Source organism: Acidithiobacillus ferrooxidans ATCC 23270, assembly GCF_000021485.1.
In the GTDB taxonomy this organism is placed as follows: domain Bacteria; phylum Pseudomonadota; class Gammaproteobacteria; order Acidithiobacillales; family Acidithiobacillaceae; genus Acidithiobacillus; species Acidithiobacillus ferrooxidans.
The window spans coordinates 2,435,886-2,453,558 of record NC_011761.1 but is presented as its reverse complement, the minus strand read 5'-3'; the positions used below and the strand labels follow the sequence as shown (position 1 = coordinate 2,453,558).

Below are 17,673 nucleotides of genomic sequence, written 5' to 3'. Positions count from 1 at the left end.
TGGGTCGGGAGTAGGCATGAGTGAACCGGGTTTGTTGGAATTATCTCCCATTCTGGAGGGGCTGCGCGCGTTGAACGGCTGGCGGCAGGACGTCATTGCCGGTCTGCATGGGATGGCCGCGATGATGGCTGATCTGGGCCTGTTACCCAGCGGGGCCATGCTGCAGATGGAAACACTGGCTTATGAAACGGAGCAGGACAGCTTGCGTATTGCCTTTGTCGGTGAGTTTTCCCGCGGCAAGACCGAGCTGATCAACGCGCTCTTTTTCTCGGATATGGGGACGCGGCTGCTGCCCTCCGGTTCCGGCCAGACCACCATGTGTCCGGTGGAGATCCGTGGTGCGCCGCAGGGGCGACCGGGGTTGCAACTGCTGCCCATTGCCAGCCGTAGTCTGGATGTCAGCATCGAAAAACTCAAGAGGGCGGGGAGCGCGTGGACCCGCCTGCCGCTGCCGCTGGAAGAGAAAAGCGAACTCAACCAGACGCTGTTGCATCTTACGGAAACGGTTTGTGTGACGGTAGAGGATGCCCGCCGCATCGGACTGTGCCCGCCGCTCAACCGTACGCCCAAGGACCGCGAACGCACCGTTTGTCCATCCTGTGGGCTCGGTAAGGTACTGATTCCGCGCTGGCGTCATGCCCTGCTGTATCTGGCGCATCCCATGCTGGATGCCGGCCTCACGGTGCTGGATACCCCCGGCCTCAACGCCATCGGGGCAGAGCCTGAACTGACTTTTGGCATGCTCGCCGACGCTGACGCCATCATTTTTGTGCTGGGCGCGGACACCGGCGTCACCCAGAGCGACCTGACCATCTGGGAACAGTATCTGATACGCAATGCGCACCAGAAGCAAATCGTGCTGCTCAACAAGATCGATACCCTCTGGGACGAATTGCGTGACTGGTCCGGGGTGGTGGCGGAAATTGAACAGCAGGTGGACAGAACGGCGGAACGACTGCATGTGCTCCGTAAGCAGGTGATCCCGGTTTCCGGCCAGAAGGGGCTCGTTGCCCGGATCCGCCGGGACCGGAAGCTGCTGGAACGCAGTGGGATGGCTGCCCTGGAGCGTTCCATCGCCGAAGTGCTGCTGCCCGCGCGGCAGGCGGCCATTCAGGCCAAATGCCGGGCGCTCGTAGAGCGTGTCGTCATGGACCAGAAGAGTCTGCTGCGTGAGCAAATGAACAGAATCACGGTGCAGATGGAGGGTATGCGCAGCCTCAAGGACCGGACTGTAGAGAAGGTGCCTGAACTGGTGGAGCAACACCGTCGGTTGCTACGGAGTTTTGAGGCTGACCGGCAGGCCTTCGAGGGGAAAAAGGCGGTTTTCCGGCAGGCGGTTGAAGAGCTTCTGTTGGCCCCCCTGGCGCCCGCCTCCTTTGATTTCGTGATCAGCAACGCCAAAGCGGAGATGCTTTCCGCCTGGACGACGGCCGGTATCGTCGAACGTTTCAAACGTTTCTTCGCGGAGGCCATAGCCCACTTCGATACTGCGCTGCAGGGTGCGCAGCAGGTATCGGAACTGGTGGCTGGGGAGTATCAGGCGCTGCAGAAGCACTATCGTCTCCCGGCACTGAGGGCAGTGCCCTATGCCATCATGCCGCGGCGGGCGGAGCTCATCGACATGGCGGAAAATTATGAGCGATTCGGGATGATGCTGGAGATCGCCGTGAATACCCAGAGTGCGGTGGTGCGCAAGGCCTTCCTCACCGTAGCCGGGCGGACCCGGGATTTTGTCGTGGAAACCAGGCGAGAGGCAGAGGTTTGGGTGGATGAGATCATGGCGGTCATGAACCAGCAGTTACAGGTTTATCACGATAACGCCGAAGAAGAGCTCACGGCGTTGCAAAGTATTGTCCAGACGATGGGCAATATTGACACCCGCATTCAGCAGTTACGGCAGAACCTGCAAACCGCGGAGGAACAGGTGGCCCGTCTTGACCGTCACGCGGCGCCGTTGCTCCGCTTGTTGCGGGAGCCGTTCAGCACTGCCCGGTAAGCCGCAGAAATTTCTGTTGCAGGGCCTCCGGCGATTCCGCATGGTCAGGGTCGCTGACAATGCAGTCCACGGGGCAAACCTCTTTGCATTGCGGAGTGTCATAGTGGCCGACACACTCGGTGCAGAGGCCGGGATCGATGACATAGATCCGCGCGCCCATGCTGATGGCGTTGTTGGGGCATTCCGGCTCGCAGACATCGCAATTGATACACTGATCGTTAATGAGCAGGGACATCGTGTTCTCCTCAGGGTGGCCCGGTATTCTACGTTTCTGCGGCACCGGGGTCCATGCCGATACAAAAATGCCGCTTCAGGGCCGCAGCCACCACGGGCTGGACAAAGGCATCCACGTCCCCCCCCAGGCGGCTGATTTCCCGCACGAGGCTGGATGAGAGAAACGTATGCTGATCGGAGGTCATCAGGAAAAGCGTCTCGATCCGCGCGTCCATACGTCGGTTGATGGAAGCCAGTTGAAACTCATGCTCGAAATCCGATATGGCGCGCAATCCGCGCAGGATGAGGTGGGCCCTTTCTTCCTGAAGCAGATGAATCAGCAGACCGGGAAAGGGGCGTACCCGTACCCCCGGAATCGCGCCTAAAGTCGCCTCGGCGAGCGCGACCCGTTCGGCGAGAGGGAAAATGGTAGTTTTCGCCGTCTGGGCGGCTACCGCGACGACGACCTCGTCGAACAGTGCCGCAGCTCGCCGCACCAGATCCTCATGGCCATTGGTGATGGGGTCGAAGGTGCCGGGATAAATGACCCGGCGCTCTGTGTCGGACTTAGTCATGGGGGTGCTCCGGCAAGGTCCTATAGAGAACATAGTGTGCAGTACCGCAGTGGCCCCGCCGGTGGGCTTGCCAGTGGCGAGGGATCAGGGCGTCGTCCCACTGCTCCGCAGCGGAGGTTTCCAGGTAGAGCCAGCCTCCCGCAGCAAGTTTCCGATCCTTCCACAGCAGACGCGCCATCCGGGCTGGCCAGCCCTGATCGAAAGGCGGGTCCGCGAAAAGGATATCGAAGGGCCTGGTACACTGTTGCAGGTACCCCAGCGCGTCCGTTCCCGCCAACTGCTGTGCCGCTACGCCGCAGGCGGCCAGATTCCGGGCCAGAAGCCGGCGATGCCCGGGGTCCCGTTCGACAAAAACGACTTCCCTGGCACCGCGTGACCAGGCCTCCAGTCCCAGCGCCCCGCTACCGGCAAAAAGATCCAGCACCCGCGCCCCGGCCACCTGCCCCTCCAGCCAGTTGAACAGCCTCTCCCGCACCGCGCCCGGCGTGGGGCGCAGGGTACGGCCGGCCGGAGTCAGCAGGCGTCGCCCGCGATGACGCCCCGCGATGATGGAGATGCTCATATGCAGGGGCCCGCCAGCGGAGATCGTCCCGCAAGCTGCGCGCGGGCATCCCGCGCATTGTTCGATTCCGCCCTTCGGTGGATAATGTAAAGATTCATGGCGTCTGAGGTCTGCTTAACCCAATGGTGTTCGACTGGTTCAAGCGTAACAAAAGCCTCCCTGCGGGGGAAACGTTCGCCGAAGAGGTGAACTCCCCTGCCACTGTGGCGACTATCCCGGAAGATACCCCCAAGGGACTTTTCTCTCGTCTTCGGCAAGGTCTGGCCCGCAGCCGGGAACAACTGGCCGGGGGTGTAGGGCGTCTGGTACTTGGTAAAAAGGTTATCGATGCCGATCTGCTGGAAGAACTGGAAGCCTTGCTGCTACAGGCGGATCTCGGCAGCGCCGCAACCCGCGAAGTCATGGACAGCGTCACGGAGCGGGTGCGTCGCAACGAACTCACGGACCCCGCCGCGCTCCAGGCGGCACTGCGCGAGTCGCTTCTGGATATCCTGCGTCCCCGCGCACAACCCTGGTCGCCCGAGAAGGGGCATTCTCAGGTGTTGCTCATGGTCGGTATCAACGGCGCAGGCAAAACGACCACCATCGGTAAACTGGCGGCACGCTGGAAGGCGGAAGGTTTCACGGTGGTGCTTGCTGCCGGGGACACCTTCCGCGCCGCTGCCGTCGAGCAGTTGCAGGGCTGGGGGAGGCGCGCGCAGGTGCCGGTGGTGGCTCAGGGTACGGGCGCTGACAGCGCCTCCGTGATTTTCGATGCGCTGACCACGACCCGCGCGCGTGGCAGCGACCTGCTCATCGCCGATACCGCCGGGCGCCTCCACACCCAAGGCCATCTCATGGAAGAGTTGAAGAAGATCAGGCGGGTTCTCGGCAAACAGGATCCGGAGGCGCCGCAGCAGATCTGGTTGGTGCTGGACGCCGGGACGGGGCAGAACGCCCTCAATCAGGCACGTCAGTTTCATGACGCCGTGGGGCTGACGGGTATTTGCATCACCAAGCTGGATGGCACCGCCAAGGGGGGCGTGGTGGCGGCCATCGCCAAGGCCCTGCCCATCCCCATTCGCTACATTGGTGTCGGTGAGCAGGTCGAAGACTTGCGTCCCTTTGACCCCGAATCCTTTGTCGATGCCTTGTTTGCGGAGTCGAAGTCATGATCGAGTTCATCAACGTCACCAAGCATTACCCGGGACGGCATCATGTCCTCCGCGAGGTGAATCTGCGTTTGCGTAAAGGCGAGATGGCCCTGCTGACCGGACCTTCCGGTGCTGGCAAAAGTACACTCCTCAAGTTGCTTCTGCGCCTGGAGGATGTCAGTCACGGGACGCTGATGGTCAACGGTATCGATGTCTCCACCCTCAGGCGCCGCCATATTCCCGCCTACCGGCGGCGGATCGGCGTGGTCTTTCAGGACCATAAGCTGCTGATGGATCGCGATGTGTTCAGCAATGTGGCGTTGACCCTGCAGGTGGGAGGCCTCAGTGGCCGGCAAGTACAAAGCCGGGTACGGGCAGCGCTGGAGAAGGTGGGGTTGGGGAATCGCGCACAGGATTTTCCCGCGATCCTGTCTGGAGGCGAGCAGCAGCGAGTGGGGATCGCCCGCGCCATCGTCCATACCCCGGAAATTCTGCTGGCCGACGAACCAACGGGAAATCTGGACCAATCTCTGAGCACCGAGATCCTTGATCTCTTCCGCGACTTTCATCACCACGGAACGACGGTGCTGGTGGCCACCCATGACCAATCGCAAGTCAACCGCCTCGGCCTGCCGGTATTTCACCTGGAACAGGGCCATCTGCACACGCCTGGGGAGGACAACGCTTGAATCTTCATATTCGCCTGGAAGCCGCCAAAAATGCGCTGAACACGCTGATCAGGCAGCCTGTGGCCACCTTCATGACCGTGTTCGCGCTGGCCATCGTTCTGGCGCTTCCGGTAGGTCTTTTTGCGGCCCTCAACAATCTCCAGCAACTGCTGGGACATTGGCAGGATCAGGCGCAGATCTCTCTCTTTCTGCACCAGGAAGCCTCCGCCGCCCAGATTCAGAACCTCCAGACCCTGCTCGAACGTGGCACCGGGGTGGTGAGCGTGCGTTATGTGGGCAAAGCCGCCGCCTTGACGGAGTTCGAGCACACCGCCGGCATGAGGGCGGCCATCCAGACCCTGGGCGAAAATCCCCTGCCGGCCTCTTTCGTGGTCGAACTGAACCCCTTGGCCCAGAGTCCGTCTGCACTGCAGACATTGGTGGCCTACTGGGGCCGGCAGCCGGGGGTGGCCAGTGCACAGTCAGACCTGGGCTGGGTGGCCCGTCTGCAGGCGATACTTGCGCTGGGTCAGCGCGCGGTCTGGATTCTCGCCGGATTGCTCGCGGTGGGCGTTATTCTGGTCATGGGTAACACCATTCGCCTGCACATCGCCCAGCGGCGTGACGAAATCGATGTGGCGAGTCTGGTGGGGGCCACCCGCGCCTTCATCCGCCGCCCCTTTCTTTACCAGGGCCTGTTTCAGGGGGCAGTGGCCGGGGTGCTGGCCTGGATGATTGTCGCCGTCACGGTATCGGTCTTGCAGGGGCCTGTGGAACGGCTGGCGGAACTCTACGGTACCCGTTTTCATCTGCTGGGTCTGAGTTCCGGGCAGGGCCTTGTTCTCATCGCTGCCAGTGCGCTTCTCGGCTGGCTGGGATCCCGCCTTGCAGTCGGGCGGCACCTCGACCATACTTTTTCCTGAGGGCGGGTTTTTGCGGCCCGTCCTTGAAAGAGCGGGACGATAGCTCCATATGCCGGGTGATGTGTCGTGAATCAGAATCCACCAGACGGAACGTGCGGCCGTGTTCAGAGTCCAAGTACGCAGGACGGTGCATGAGGATTGCCATGAAGGAACTTGCGATAGCCAGTAGAGATTTGGTCAGCCCCGACGGGCTGGCGGGGTATCTGCGTTTTGTGAACGCCCAACCGCTGCTGCGGCCGGAAGAAGAACGTGATCTGGCCCGGCGCCTGCGCGATCACGGCGATGTGGATGCGGCCAAGGATCTGGTGCTCAGCCACCTGCGCTTCGTGGTGCGGGTGGCGCGGGGTTATCGGGGATATGGATTGCAGGAAGCCGACTTGATTCAGGAGGGCAATATCGGCCTGATGAAGGCGGTGAAGCGTTACGACCCGGATCATGGCGTACGTCTGGTCTCCTTTGCGGTGCATTGGGTCAAGGCGGAGATTCACGAATTCATCCTGCGCAACTGGCGTATTGTCAAGGTGGCCACCACCAAGGCGCAACGCAAACTGTTCTTCAACCTCCGTTCCAGCCGCAGCCATACCGGCTGGATGAGCGGTGAGGAAAGTGCCGCCATGGCGGACGATCTGGGCGTTACCCAGGCCCAGGTACTGGAGATGGAAGGGCGGATGTCTGGTTACGACTATTCGCTCAACCTCGAACCGGATGAGGAACGGGAGGGCGGACGTGCTCCGGATCTGGCGGATCCCACCGGGTCGCCCATTGAGCAACTGGTGGAGCGGGACTGGGATCAGCAGCAGCACAGGGCCTTGCATACGGCGTTGTCGGCCCTGCCCCAGAGGGATCGCTACATCATTGAAAACCGCTGGCTGAGCGACGACCCCAAGACCTTGCAGGTGTTGGGCGATGAGCTGGGTGTTTCGGCAGAACGGGTGCGGCAACTGGAAAAAAGCAGTATGGGCAAGCTGCGTCAACAAATGCTGACGACGGCGGCGGTAGCTTGAGCGCCGTACTGCTTTTTCACGTTGACGATGCTGGGCGCTGGCCTAATCTGCTGGCCAATCTGCGTAATGCCCAGACAGCGGCTCCGGCGCAAAGCCTGCGGGTCATCGCGAATGGTCAGGCACCCGTGTCCCTCTGGGCAAAGGGCCACTGGCGGCGCGAGATCGAAGAGCGCATCAGTGCCGGAGTGCAGGTCGATTTTTGTGAAAACAGCTTGCGTAACATGGGGTTGAACCCTGAAGACCGGCCTGCGGGCAGCCAACTGGTCGCCGCCGGCATCATCGCCATTGCGGATGCCCAAGAGGCCGGTGCCCTCTACATCAAGCCCTGACCCCGCTGTACAGTTATCCCCTTCACAAAATATAACGAGATAAATCCTCGTCCTGCGCCAGATCTTTCAGACGGCTGTCCACATAGGCGGCATCCACCTCCAGGGCCGTGGTGCTGCCGTCCGGTGCGACAAAAGCCACCTCTTCCAGCAGCCGCTCCATGACCGTATGCAGGCGCCGGGCGCCGATGTTCTCCACGCGTTCATTCACCTGCTGGGCAATTTCGGCGATACGCTGCACGCCATCCTGGGTAAAGTGTAAAGCCAGCCCGTCGCTGGCCAGCAACGCACCGTATTGCCGGACCAGCGCATTCTCCGGCTCCTGCAGTATCCGCACCAGATCCGCCGCACTCAGGGCCTCCAACTCCACGCGGATAGGCAGGCGACCCTGCAGTTCCGGGATCAGATCGGAGGGCTTGCTGAGGTGGAAGGCGCCGGAGGCGATGAAGAGGATATGGTCGGTCTTCACCACGCCGTAACGGGTGCTCACATTGGAGCCCTCCACCAGCGGCAGAAGATCGCGTTGTACTCCTTCCCGGGAGACATCCGAGCCCTGCTGAGTGCCGGAGCGTACCGCCACCTTGTCGATTTCGTCGATGAAGACTATGCCGCCGGACTGTACCCGTTCCAGTGCCAGGGCGCGAACTTCCTCTTCATTGACCAGCTTGGCGGCTTCATCGTCCGTCAACAGACGCTGCGCTTCGCTCACGGTGACGCGTCGTGTGCTGGTCTTCCCTGGCGCCATGTTGGAGAACATCTCGCGGAGCTGGTTGGTCATCTCCTCCATACCCGCCGGGGCCATGATCTCCACCCCGCCCTTGGGAGCGCTCACCTCGATCTCGATTTCCTGCGCATCCAGCTTGCCTTCGCGCAGCATTTTTCGAAACTTCTGGCGAGTGCCCTCGTCGCTGCGGGGTACGCTGCTGTCGCGCGGACCGGGGATGAGGATGTCGAGAATCCGCTCCTCGGCCAATTCCTCGGCGCGCTGGCGCAACGCGACCTGCCGTTCGTTGCGGATCATGTCGACGGCGGTTTCGGTCAGATCGCGGATGATGGATTCCACATCCTTGCCCACATAGCCCACCTCGGTGAATTTGGTGGCTTCCACCTTGATGAAGGGGGCATTGGCGAGTTGCGCCAGACGCCGGGCGATTTCCGTCTTGCCCACTCCCGTCGGCCCGATCATGAGGATATTTTTGGGGGTGATTTCCTGATGCAGCGGCGGCGGCACCTGCCCGCGCCGCCAGCGGTTGCGCAGGGCGATGGCGACTGCGCGCTTGGCCTCGGACTGGCCGATGATGTACTTGTCCAGCTCCTGGACGATCTCGCGGGGGGTCATTTCAGACATGCTCATAGCTCTTCGATCGTATGTTGGTGGTTGGTATAGATGCAGATGTCGCCAGCGATGCCGAGTGCGCGTTTGGCGACTTCACGGGCGGGCAGATCGCTGTTTTCCAGCAGGGCACGCGCCGCCGCCAGGGCGTAGGGCCCCCCGGAACCGATGGCGATGATGCCGTATTCGGGATCCAGTACGTCGCCCTGCCCGCTGATGATCAGACTTTGTTTGTCGTCCGCGACGGCGAGCATGGCCTCCAGACGGCGCAGTACCCGGTCGGTGCGCCACTCCTTGGCGAGTTCCACGGCGGCCTTGGCCAACTGACCGGGGTGGGCCTTGAGTTTGGCCTCGAAACGTTCCAGCAGGGTAAAGGCGTCGGCTGTGGCGCCAGCGAAACCGGTCAGCACACCCGGATCTATACGGCGCACCTTGCGGGCATTGCCCTTCATGACCGTATTGCCGAAGGTCACCTGGCCATCTCCGGCCATGACCACGTTGGCGCCCCGCCGCACACAGAGGATGGTGGTGCCGTGCATTTGTTGCGAATCCGTCATGCTTTTCCCTCAAAGTGCTTCATGTCCTGGTCACCACGTCGCGACCGTGGGTGCGCCTGGTCGTAGACCTGCGCCAGTTGCTGATAATCCATATGGGTGTAGATGGCGGTCGTGCCAATACCCGCATGGCCTAAATATTCCTGCACCGCGCGTAAGTCGCCGGATGACTGCAGCAGATGGCTGGCAGCGCTGTGGCGTAGGGTATGGGGATGCAGTGGCTGCCCGAGCCGCGCATCGCCGAGTTTTTTGACCCGCACCTGAATGCTGCGTACCGTGAGCCGCTGGCCGCGCCGGTTGACGAAGAGGGCTGGCTCGTCGCTGGCCGCCACGGCCGGTCGCGCCGCAAGGTAGGCGCGGAGCGCAGCCCAGGCGGGCTGTCCCACCGGCACGATACGTTCCTTGCGCCCCTTGCCCAGCACCCGTACCGTGCCCGCGTGAGGGTCCAGATCACCCAGATTCAGTCCCGCCAGTTCGCTGACGCGCAGGGCGCTGGAGTACAGCAGCTCCAGGATCAGTTGATCCCGCAGCCCGGTGAAATCCTGCGGTGCCGCTTCCGTGTCGGATATGGCGGGTTGCATCAGCAGGCGGGCCTGATCCACCGTCAGCCAGTCGGGCAGGCGCTGCTCCGCCCTGGGCATGGCGAGCCCCGATACCGGGTTGCGCAGTTCGGGCGCATCCTGCTGCAGATGGCGATAGAGGGCGCGTAGCGCCGCGAAATGTCGGCGCAGGCTGCGAACGGACACTCCGCGGCTGCGCTCCGCCAGGAGGTAGGCGCGCAGGCTGCCGCGATCCATCTGCGCGATCTCCGTCTGCCCGCGCTGTAGCGCAAACCGCGCCCAGGCATGCAGATCGCGGCTATAGGCGCTGATCGTGGCCGGGCTGACCCTGCCGCCCTGCCGGAGCGTTTCGATGAATTGGGCAATGGCGGTTTCGATCAGCATGGGGCCAGGCAGCGATCCAGTGCCGCCGTGACCAGGCGGGCAATCTGGTCGAGCAGGTCGGCCCCGGCGTCCTCGGCATAGCGGTCGGGGTGCTGGCTGCCGAGCAGAATCCCTCCTTGCAGATGCCGACCGGCAAGCGGGATCAGGGCGAAGGACGCCAGTCCCGCCCCTGCCGCGCCGAAGAGGGTGCTGCGCAGGGTCGGGCTCAGGGCCAGCCCGGTTGCGGCGCGCAACAACGGTAGGCCGTTCAGAATCTCCTGAAAATCAGCCTGCTCCAACGGTAGGAACTGGGGCAGTCCGGCCACGGGTGCGCGGGCGATCAAGGCCATTTCCTCCACCTGAAAACCCTCCCGCAGACGGGTGATGACGGTATTGACGGTCGTGGTACAGTCGGGTGTCTGCAACAGTTCGGTAGCCAGATCGGAGAGGTGCAGGCCGAGTGCGGCATTCTGCTGGGCGGCACCCAGCAGCGCGCTGATACGCTGATGCAGCCGGAGGTTTTCTTCGCGCAGCACCTGCGCCTGCCGCTCCAGCAGGGACGAAGCGGAACCACGTCCGACATGGGGCAGGGTCAAGGTGTGGAGCAGGTCTTCCTGATCCCACAAAAATTGCGGATGCTGACGGAGATAGGCCAGGACCTGATCCGCCTGTGTTTCCAGTTCAGGCTCCGTAGCCACTCAGTCATCCTCCCAGTGGGTGTCACTGTAGCGTTCCGAGGCACTGTGGACCTCCAGTGCGGCGATCAGGCGCGCCAGCGTTTCACCTTCCTCATCATCGAGCTTGTGCAGAAAGGCCAACGCGGCCGTATCACTGTTCAAACCCTTGGCAACTGCCTCCAATATCGTATCCTGCATGTCATGATCCCTCTTCAATGTGCCTGATCTTTGCCGGCAACGGCCAAACCCCGTCGAAAACCACCTGCGCCGGACCGGTCATCATCACGGGATGCCCAGGACCCGCCCATTCGATCTCCAGAGTGCCCCCGGGCAGGGTCACCGCCACCGCATGATCCAGTTCATCCCAGCGGATGCCCGCCACCACGGCCGCACAGGCATTGCTGCCGCAGGCCAGGGTTTCACCCGCGCCGCGCTCCCAGACCCGCAGTTGAATATGGTTGCGGTCGCGGATTTCCATGAAGCCCACGTTGCAGCGCTCGGGAAAGGCCGGGTGTGTTTCGATGCGCGGACCCAGAGTGGCCACCGGGGCCTCCGCCGCGCTCGCGACACGCAGCACTGCGTGGGGGTTGCCCATGCCAACGGCGGCGATGCGCAGGGTGTGCTTCCCCGCGGACAGCAGGTATTCGGGGGATTCTTCATCGGCGCGGAAGGGGACATCGGCGGGGACGAGTCGCGGAACACCCATATGGACGGTGATATTTCCGTTTCCCCGGTGATGCAGGATCAGCCGCCCCGTCCGAGTCTCGACGGTGATGATGTCCTTGCCGGTGAGCTTGGCGCGGCGCACGAAGACGGCAAAACAGCGGGCGCCATTGCCGCACTGCGCCACTTCAGTGCCATCGGCATTGAAGATGCGGTAACGGAAGTCGCAATCGGGGGATGCGGCGGCCTCCACCAGCAGGATCTGATCGCAGCCGATGCCGAAGTGGCGGTCGGCGATGGTGCGGACCATCTCCGGGGGTAGATCGACGCGCTGACGGATGCCATCAAAAACGACGAAGTCGTTACCCAAGCCCTGCATTTTGGTAAAACGCAGGGCGGACAACGCAGAATCCGTATGGGAATGGTTCATGCCATGAGTTTAGCAATGTCTGTCCAGGGAGGACAGTGCGCGTCAGCGTTTTTTAATTTGGCTGGGGGACGTGGATTCGAACCACGGTTAGCGGAGTCAGAGTCCGCGGTCCTACCGCTAGACGATCCCCCAAAACAGGGGCGAATGATAGCCGTGGCCGAGCATCTGTGTCAAACGTGGACCTCGATAAGCATATCGGTGTATAAAATTGGCGGCGCGTTGCAAAAAAGGTGTTGTGGAAATGTTGCAACGTGTTCACAGCGGTGCTATAACTTGTACTGTAGTATTTGAAACACTGCTCTCGAGGAGGAGCCTAGTCATGAAGAAGAATCTCGTAGCTTTGGCCGTCGCAGCGGCTTTTGTGGTTCCCGGCGTTGCTTTCGCCGCAGACACTTCCAACGCGGATACCGGCCCTGTTGTGTTCGGTTACGCCCAGATCACCGGCGCCCAGCAGTTTGGCACCGGCCCCGGCAGTTCCAATGGCCTCATTTTTGGTGCCAACCGCATCCGTCTGGGTTTCAAGGGCGAAGCGGTTCCCGGCGTGACCTATTACATCCAGGGCGCTTATGACGAGGCAGGTCTCGGCAACGCAAACGCTCTGTTCCCGAAAACCGCTGGCCTGCTCAACAACGGCCTCGGCGGCAATATCGGAGGTGGCGCTCAGGCACAGTTGATGGATGCCTGGATCAACTTTGCGCCGGTGCCCTTCGCCCAGTTGCAGGTCGGCAAGTTCAAGACCCCGGAAGGTCTGGAATATACCGGCACCGCGGGTAATGAACTGATGTTCATCTATCGCAACATGAACCAGTCCCTGCTGCCCGGACGTTCCGCCGGCGCCATGCTCCATGCCGACGACGTGATGGGTACGGGCATCGGCTATGCCGTGGGTATGTTTGACAACACTTCGTTGGATCCCGCTACGGTATATAGCAATATCAATACCTTTGGCGGTGGTCAGAGCGGACTCCTCAACGGCAACGGCAAGTACATCGTTTCCGGCATGTTGAAGTACAGCATGGGCCCGCTGCTGACCGCGGAAGTGAGCGGCAGTATGGGTACAGAGAACAATCGTGGCACCGACAACCTGACCAGCTGGAACGTTGGCGTCCAGGGCGGGATGATGGGCATCCACTACGGTGCGGGATACACCAAGGCTTCCGGCGTGTCCGCATGGCCTTACCTGAATATCAACCCGCTGTATACCCCGGTCACTTATTCTGCCACCGATTGGCATGCGGAACTCGCCGCCAACCTGTACGAGATGACGCTGACCCCCGACTGGCTGGACGTCGAGGCTGCCGCGCGGTATGACCAGTATGCGGTCCATGGTCAGGGCACCTTGAGCAATACCACCGTGGGCTTGAACTACTATGTCAATCCCAACAACCCCCACGCCGCCGAAGTGCAGTTGAACTACATCCTGGCGACCCGTGGCGGTTCCATCGACAACACCTATCCTGGCCCCAACGGGCTTGCCCCCATCAACGGTGTGGCTTACAACACCCTGATGTTGCAGTTCCAGGCCGGCTTCTAAGTTCAAATAAGCCTTCGGGCCACTTCGGTGGTCCATTGCCGCCCCCTCGGGGGCGGTTTTTATTTGCTTTTTGGGATGTATACCGTTATAAGAAAGCCCGCTGCGGGGCTTGTGGTCCCGGCGTTTTTTCTTATGTCCGTTTTTTGGGGAATATCAGTGGCTCGTCAAATCCGTAACATCGCCATCATCGCCCACGTGGATCACGGCAAGACCACGCTGGTGGATCAGCTCCTGCGCCAGTCCGGTACTTTTGCCGCCCACCAGCAACTGGAAGAGCGGGTGATGGACAGCAACGACCTGGAAAAGGAGCGCGGCATCACCATCATGGCCAAGAACACGGCGGTGCAGTGGGGCGATACCCACATCAACATCGTTGACACCCCCGGCCATGCCGATTTCGGCGCCGAGGTGGAGCGGGTGCTGGGTATGGTGGACGGCGTGTTGCTGCTGGTGGATGCCGTCGAAGGCCCCATGCCGCAGACCCGTTTCGTCACCCGCAAAGCGCTGGAACTGGGTCTCAAGCCGATCGTGGTCATCAACAAGGTGGATCGCCCCGGCGCCCGCGCCGACTATGTCATCAGTGCCACCCTCGACCTGTTCGACAAACTGGGTGCGACAGAAGAGCAACTGGATTTTCCGGTGATCTATGCCTCCGGTCTGCAGGGCTATGCGGGGGAAGATCCCGAAGTCCGCTCCGGTGACATGAAACCCCTCTTCGAAATGATCCTCGATAAGGTGGCGGCCCCGCAAGGGGATCCCGAAGGTCCGTTGCAGATGCAGATTGCCGATCTGGATTACTCCAGTTATGTAGGGCGTATCGCGGTGGGTCGCATCCGTCGCGGTACCATGCGTCCCGGTCAGGATATCGTGTTGATTCACGGTGTCGATAAGACCCAGACCAAGGCGCGCATCCTTCAGCTCCTCGGCTTCGACGGTCTCAAGCGGGTGCCGTGGGAAAGTGCCACGGTGGGCGACATCGTTGCGGTGACCGGCATAGAAGATCCATCCATCGGGGCCACCATCGCGGCGCCAGAAGCGCCGGATGCCCTGCCGTGGAAACCCATCGATGAACCCACCCTGAACATGACGTTTCAGGTCAATACCAGCCCCTTCGCGGGCAGGGAAGGCAAGTTTGTCACCAGTCGCCAGTTGCGCGAGCGCCTGTACCGCGAGTTGCTGACCAATGTCGCCCTGCGGGTGGAAGATACGGATAACGCCGATGTGTTCATGGTCTCGGGGCGCGGCGAGCTGCACCTGACCATTCTGGTGGAAAACATGCGCCGCGAGGGCTACGAACTGGCGGTATCACGGCCCAGGGTGATTCAGCGCCAGGTGGACGGCGTCTGGGAAGAGCCCTATGAAGCGCTGACCATCGACCTGGAAGAACAGCATCAGGGCACCATCATGGAACGCCTGGGTATCCGGCGCGGCGAGTTGCAGGACATGATTCCCGATGGCCGGGGCCGCGTGCGGCTGGAGTACCGGATTCCCGCACGGGGTCTCATCGGTTTCCACACCGAATTTCTGACGGCCACGTCCGGCACCGGAGTCATCAGCCATATTTTTGATAACTACGGCCCGGTGAAGGGCAGCATCCCTTCCCGTAACAACGGCGTACTGATCTCTGCGGAAGAGGGCGAAGTGGTTGGATTCGCCCTGTTTAACCTGCAGGAACGCGGCCGGATGTTTGTGAGCCCCGGCGACAAGGTCTACGAGGGCATGGTCATTGGTATCCATACCCGCGACAACGATCTGGTGGTCAACCCGCTCAAGGAAAAGAAGCTGACCAATATGCGGGCATCGGGCTCAGACGAAAACATCATGCTGACGCCGCCGATCAAGCTGACGCTGGAGGCGGCGGTGGAGTTCATTGCGGACGATGAATTGGTAGAGGCGACGCCGCAGTCCATTCGCATTCGCAAGCGTTATCTGACGGAGAACGAGCGCAAGAAGGCGTCGCGCGGTGGCGGATAAAACATCGTCGTAGAGGAATGACCGGAAATGGCCCGGAGCCGATATGAGGCTCCGGGCCATTTCCGTGTCACATGGTGTCAGATTTTTCCAGAACGATCAGACGGAACCAGCCGCCGACAGCCGCCGGTGTATCGCTGCGGCAGTGCAGTTCCGGGCGTTGGGTCAGAAGGTCTTCAAACACCAGGTCGGTGTGGGTGGCAATGGGGCCGGACAGGGGGGCGAGCAGGCGCCGCCAGAAGGCGCGTTCACCGGGACGCAGGAACTTGTCGAGAACCAGTATCCGTCCGCCGGGTTGGAGGACACGGCTGGCCTCCGCCAATGCCAGGCCGGCATGGGGTACGACGGCCAATATGAGATGCATGACGATAACGTCGAAGCAACCGTCCGGGAAGGGCAAAGCCTCGGCATCTGCCTGAACGAGCGAAAAATGAGGTGACGACCTACGTGCGCGGCGAAGCATGCTGTGGGTGAGGTCAATGCCAATGGCTTCGCAGTGGGCGGGCAGATAAGGAATGTCCAGCCCGGTGCCGATGCCATCGACCAGGACGCGGCAGGGTCCTTGCGGAATATTGCCGAGGCTGCATTGCCGCAAGGGGGCAGAGAAGCCGCGCACCGCCGAATCGTATATGGGTGCCCAGAGCGCATAGGCGCGCTGCAGGCTCTGGCGGCTCAATGGAAGACGGTCGCCGCCGCCAGGCGAAAGGCGGGGATGGGAACCACGAAACTTTCGCCGGTATCGCTGACCCACTCGAAGGTACCGTGCATGCTGCCTACGGGCGTGGACAGGACGGACCCGCTGGTGTAACGGAAGCGTTGTCCAGGCTGCAGCGTGGGCTGTTCTCCAACCACGCCGGGTCCTTTGACCTCTTGAACATGACCTTCCGCATCCGTAATGATCCAGTGACGACTGAGAAGCTGCGCCGTCTGCGGGCCGTTATTCTGCATCGTGATCTGATAGGCGAAGGCGAAGTGCTCCTGCTCCGGGCTGGACTGCTCCGGCAGATAGCGGGTCTCGACGCTGATCTGGATTTCTGTGGGGGGCTGGTCTTCCATGGGTCTGCTCCGGGCCGCTGGCCGGTGTTGCGATTCAGAAACAGTCTAACGGTCTTGAGGTGGGCTGCCAAGCCATACCGGTGGGCCGATCAGCGTTTGGGCGCCGCAGCCGGGCGGGGGCGGTAGAGAATGAGCACGCGCCCGATGTGGCCGACAACGTCGGCATGGCTGGCGGTGGACAAGGTCTTTATCATGGCATCGCGTTCGTCATGGGATACCTGGGGTAGACGTACCTTTACGAGTTCGTGGGCGTGGATGGCGACCTCCAGTTCGGCGAGAACGCCGTCGGTGATGCCGTGGGCACCGATGATGACGACGGGTTTGAGGGCGTGTGCCTGTCCACGCAGGGCTTGTCTATGTTTGGCGTCCAGCATGGTATCCTCGTCAGTCTGATCGGGCTGCTATGGTGTAGCGGCAGAGTGTACGTTTGCGGAGGGCGGGGGTCAAAGCCCGGAGGTGTATTTTGGCGAGAAGTAAATCCAGTGAGAAGTGGCTGAAGGAGCATTTTAAAGACCCATTTGTGCAGCGCGCTATGAAAGAGGGGTATCGCTCGCGGGCAAGCTACAAATTGCTGGAGATTCAGCAGAAGGATCACCTGATCCGCCCGGGTATGCGGGTGCTGGATGTGGGCGCGGCGCCGGGTGGCTGGACGCAGGTGGCGGCGCCGTTGATCGGCAGGAAGGGGCGACTGGTGGCGGTGGATCGCCTGGCAATGGACCCGGTGGCAGATGCCACGGTCATCTGCGGCGACGTCTACGACGACGCCATACTGGCTGCCTGCCAGGAAGCCCTACCGGGCGGCGCTGACCTGATCATGAGTGACATGGCGCCCAACATGTCCGGTATTGCCAGTGTCGATCAGGCCCGCGCCATTGATCTCGCGGAGCTGGCTCTGGACATGGCCCATCGCTGGCTGGTGCCGGGCGGAGCGCTGCTGATCAAGGTGTTTATGGGGTCCGGCGCGGAAGAGTTGCGCCGGGCGCTGCGCCGAGACTTCAAGAAGATCGTGGTACGCAAACCGGAGGCCTCGCGTGCGCGCTCTACGGAGCAGTACTGGCTGGCACTGGACTTTCAGGGGGTTGCGCAGGAAAGGTTGGACAATGGTGGGGCGAGTTCCCTATAATCTGGCCCA

Annotated in this window: 21 protein-coding genes and 1 tRNA gene; 9 read left to right on the top strand and 13 right to left on the bottom strand. The window is 61.7% G+C overall.

What is annotated here, in order from left to right; translation table 11 throughout:
- Positions 1–16 precede the first annotated feature (16 nt).
- On the top strand, positions 17–1,996 hold the full coding sequence (locus AFE_RS12660) for a dynamin family protein (protein WP_012537370.1): 1,980 nt from the start codon (positions 17–19) through the stop codon (positions 1,994–1,996).
- Here the strand turns inward: AFE_RS12660 and AFE_RS12655 are convergent.
- The 3 genes from AFE_RS12655 to rsmD are packed head-to-tail and all read right to left on the bottom strand — an operon-like array spanning position 1,980 to position 3,346.
- The gene (locus AFE_RS12655) at positions 1,980–2,231 is read right to left on the bottom strand and encodes a YfhL family 4Fe-4S dicluster ferredoxin (RefSeq protein WP_012537369.1); all 252 of its coding nucleotides are present in this window, start codon (positions 2,229–2,231) and stop codon (positions 1,980–1,982) included. The genes AFE_RS12660 and AFE_RS12655 overlap by 17 nt on opposite strands.
- Before the next feature lie 28 nt (positions 2,232–2,259).
- A complete protein-coding gene (gene coaD, locus AFE_RS12650) occupies positions 2,260–2,784 on the bottom strand; it encodes a pantetheine-phosphate adenylyltransferase (RefSeq protein ID WP_012537368.1) in 525 nt (174 codons plus the stop codon).
- Positions 2,777–3,346, bottom strand: coding sequence for a 16S rRNA (guanine(966)-N(2))-methyltransferase RsmD (gene rsmD / locus AFE_RS12645; protein ID WP_009568262.1), 570 nt, complete (start codon positions 3,344–3,346; stop codon positions 2,777–2,779). Before rsmD ends, coaD begins: the two co-directional genes overlap by 8 nt.
- Positions 3,347–3,468: 122 nt before the next feature.
- Between rsmD and ftsY the strand changes: the two genes are divergently transcribed.
- The 5 genes from ftsY (at position 3,469) to AFE_RS12620 (ending at position 7,403) form a co-directional block, all read left to right on the top strand.
- Positions 3,469–4,500 (top strand): signal recognition particle-docking protein FtsY, encoded by a 1,032-nt coding sequence (ftsY, locus tag AFE_RS12640; RefSeq protein ID WP_009568264.1) that lies wholly within the window; start codon positions 3,469–3,471, stop codon positions 4,498–4,500.
- Positions 4,497–5,168, top strand: a complete 672-nt coding sequence (gene ftsE / locus AFE_RS12635; protein ID WP_009568266.1) for a cell division ATP-binding protein FtsE — start codon at positions 4,497–4,499, stop codon at positions 5,166–5,168. Before ftsY ends, ftsE begins: the two co-directional genes overlap by 4 nt.
- Positions 5,165–6,070, top strand: coding sequence for a permease-like cell division protein FtsX (gene ftsX / locus AFE_RS12630; RefSeq protein ID WP_009568267.1), 906 nt, complete (start codon positions 5,165–5,167; stop codon positions 6,068–6,070). The genes ftsE and ftsX overlap by 4 nt, the downstream gene beginning before the upstream one ends.
- 143 nt (positions 6,071–6,213) lie before the next feature.
- Positions 6,214–7,074, top strand: coding sequence for an RNA polymerase sigma factor RpoH (rpoH, locus tag AFE_RS12625; RefSeq protein ID WP_012537367.1), 861 nt, complete (start codon positions 6,214–6,216; stop codon positions 7,072–7,074).
- On the top strand, positions 7,071–7,403 hold the full coding sequence (locus AFE_RS12620; protein WP_009568269.1) for a DsrE family protein: 333 nt from the start codon (positions 7,071–7,073) through the stop codon (positions 7,401–7,403). The genes rpoH and AFE_RS12620 overlap by 4 nt, the downstream gene beginning before the upstream one ends.
- Before the next feature lie 22 nt (positions 7,404–7,425).
- Here AFE_RS12620 and hslU read toward each other — a convergent pair whose 3' ends face one another.
- The 7 genes from hslU to AFE_RS12590 all read right to left on the bottom strand — a co-directional run bounded on the left by hslU (position 7,426) and on the right by AFE_RS12590 (position 12,112).
- Positions 7,426–8,748 carry an ATP-dependent protease ATPase subunit HslU gene (hslU, locus tag AFE_RS12615; protein WP_012537366.1) on the bottom strand — a complete coding sequence of 441 codons (1,323 nt, stop codon included), beginning with the start codon at positions 8,746–8,748 and terminating at the stop codon, positions 7,426–7,428.
- A gap of 2 nt (positions 8,749–8,750) precedes the next feature.
- Positions 8,751–9,290, bottom strand: a complete 540-nt coding sequence (gene hslV, locus AFE_RS12610) for an ATP-dependent protease subunit HslV (RefSeq protein WP_009565976.1) — start codon at positions 9,288–9,290, stop codon at positions 8,751–8,753.
- The gene (locus AFE_RS12605; protein WP_009565974.1) at positions 9,287–10,231 is read right to left on the bottom strand and encodes a tyrosine recombinase XerC; all 945 of its coding nucleotides are present in this window, start codon (positions 10,229–10,231) and stop codon (positions 9,287–9,289) included. Before AFE_RS12605 ends, hslV begins: the two co-directional genes overlap by 4 nt.
- Positions 10,225–10,908 carry a DUF484 family protein gene (locus AFE_RS12600; protein WP_012537365.1) on the bottom strand — a complete coding sequence of 228 codons (684 nt, stop codon included), beginning with the start codon at positions 10,906–10,908 and terminating at the stop codon, positions 10,225–10,227. The genes AFE_RS12605 and AFE_RS12600 overlap by 7 nt, the downstream gene beginning before the upstream one ends.
- Positions 10,909–11,085 carry a hypothetical protein gene (locus tag AFE_RS16550; protein WP_009565972.1) on the bottom strand — a complete coding sequence of 59 codons (177 nt, stop codon included), beginning with the start codon at positions 11,083–11,085 and terminating at the stop codon, positions 10,909–10,911.
- Position 11,086: 1 nt separating this feature from the next.
- On the bottom strand, positions 11,087–11,953 hold the full coding sequence (dapF, locus tag AFE_RS12595) for a diaminopimelate epimerase (RefSeq protein WP_012607516.1): 867 nt from the start codon (positions 11,951–11,953) through the stop codon (positions 11,087–11,089).
- 85 nt (positions 11,954–12,038) lie between these two features.
- Positions 12,039–12,112 (bottom strand) — tRNA-Gln (locus AFE_RS12590).
- 187 nt (positions 12,113–12,299) lie between these two features.
- Between AFE_RS12590 and AFE_RS12585 the strand changes: the two genes are divergently transcribed.
- Positions 12,300–13,514 carry a porin gene (locus AFE_RS12585; protein WP_009565967.1) on the top strand — a complete coding sequence of 405 codons (1,215 nt, stop codon included), beginning with the start codon at positions 12,300–12,302 and terminating at the stop codon, positions 13,512–13,514.
- A gap of 156 nt (positions 13,515–13,670) precedes the next feature.
- A complete protein-coding gene (gene typA / locus AFE_RS12580; protein ID WP_012607515.1) occupies positions 13,671–15,488 on the top strand; it encodes a translational GTPase TypA in 1,818 nt (605 codons plus the stop codon).
- 67 nt (positions 15,489–15,555) lie between these two features.
- Here the strand turns inward: typA and AFE_RS12575 are convergent, their stop codons facing one another.
- The 3 genes from AFE_RS12575 to AFE_RS12565 form a co-directional block, all read right to left on the bottom strand.
- Positions 15,556–16,161 (bottom strand): class I SAM-dependent methyltransferase, encoded by a 606-nt coding sequence (locus AFE_RS12575; protein ID WP_009561100.1) that lies wholly within the window; start codon positions 16,159–16,161, stop codon positions 15,556–15,558.
- Entirely contained in the window at positions 16,158–16,541 is a 384-nt protein-coding gene (gene apaG, locus AFE_RS12570) for a Co2+/Mg2+ efflux protein ApaG (RefSeq protein WP_009561099.1), read from the bottom strand. The genes AFE_RS12575 and apaG overlap by 4 nt, the downstream gene beginning before the upstream one ends.
- A gap of 89 nt (positions 16,542–16,630) precedes the next feature.
- Entirely contained in the window at positions 16,631–16,915 is a 285-nt protein-coding gene (locus AFE_RS12565; RefSeq protein ID WP_009561098.1) for a YhbY family RNA-binding protein, read from the bottom strand.
- A gap of 89 nt (positions 16,916–17,004) precedes the next feature.
- Here AFE_RS12565 and AFE_RS12560 point away from each other — a divergent pair, with 89 nt between their 5' ends.
- On the top strand, positions 17,005–17,664 hold the full coding sequence (locus tag AFE_RS12560) for a ribosomal RNA large subunit methyltransferase E (protein WP_009561097.1): 660 nt from the start codon (positions 17,005–17,007) through the stop codon (positions 17,662–17,664).
- Positions 17,665–17,673: the final 9 nt, after the last annotated feature.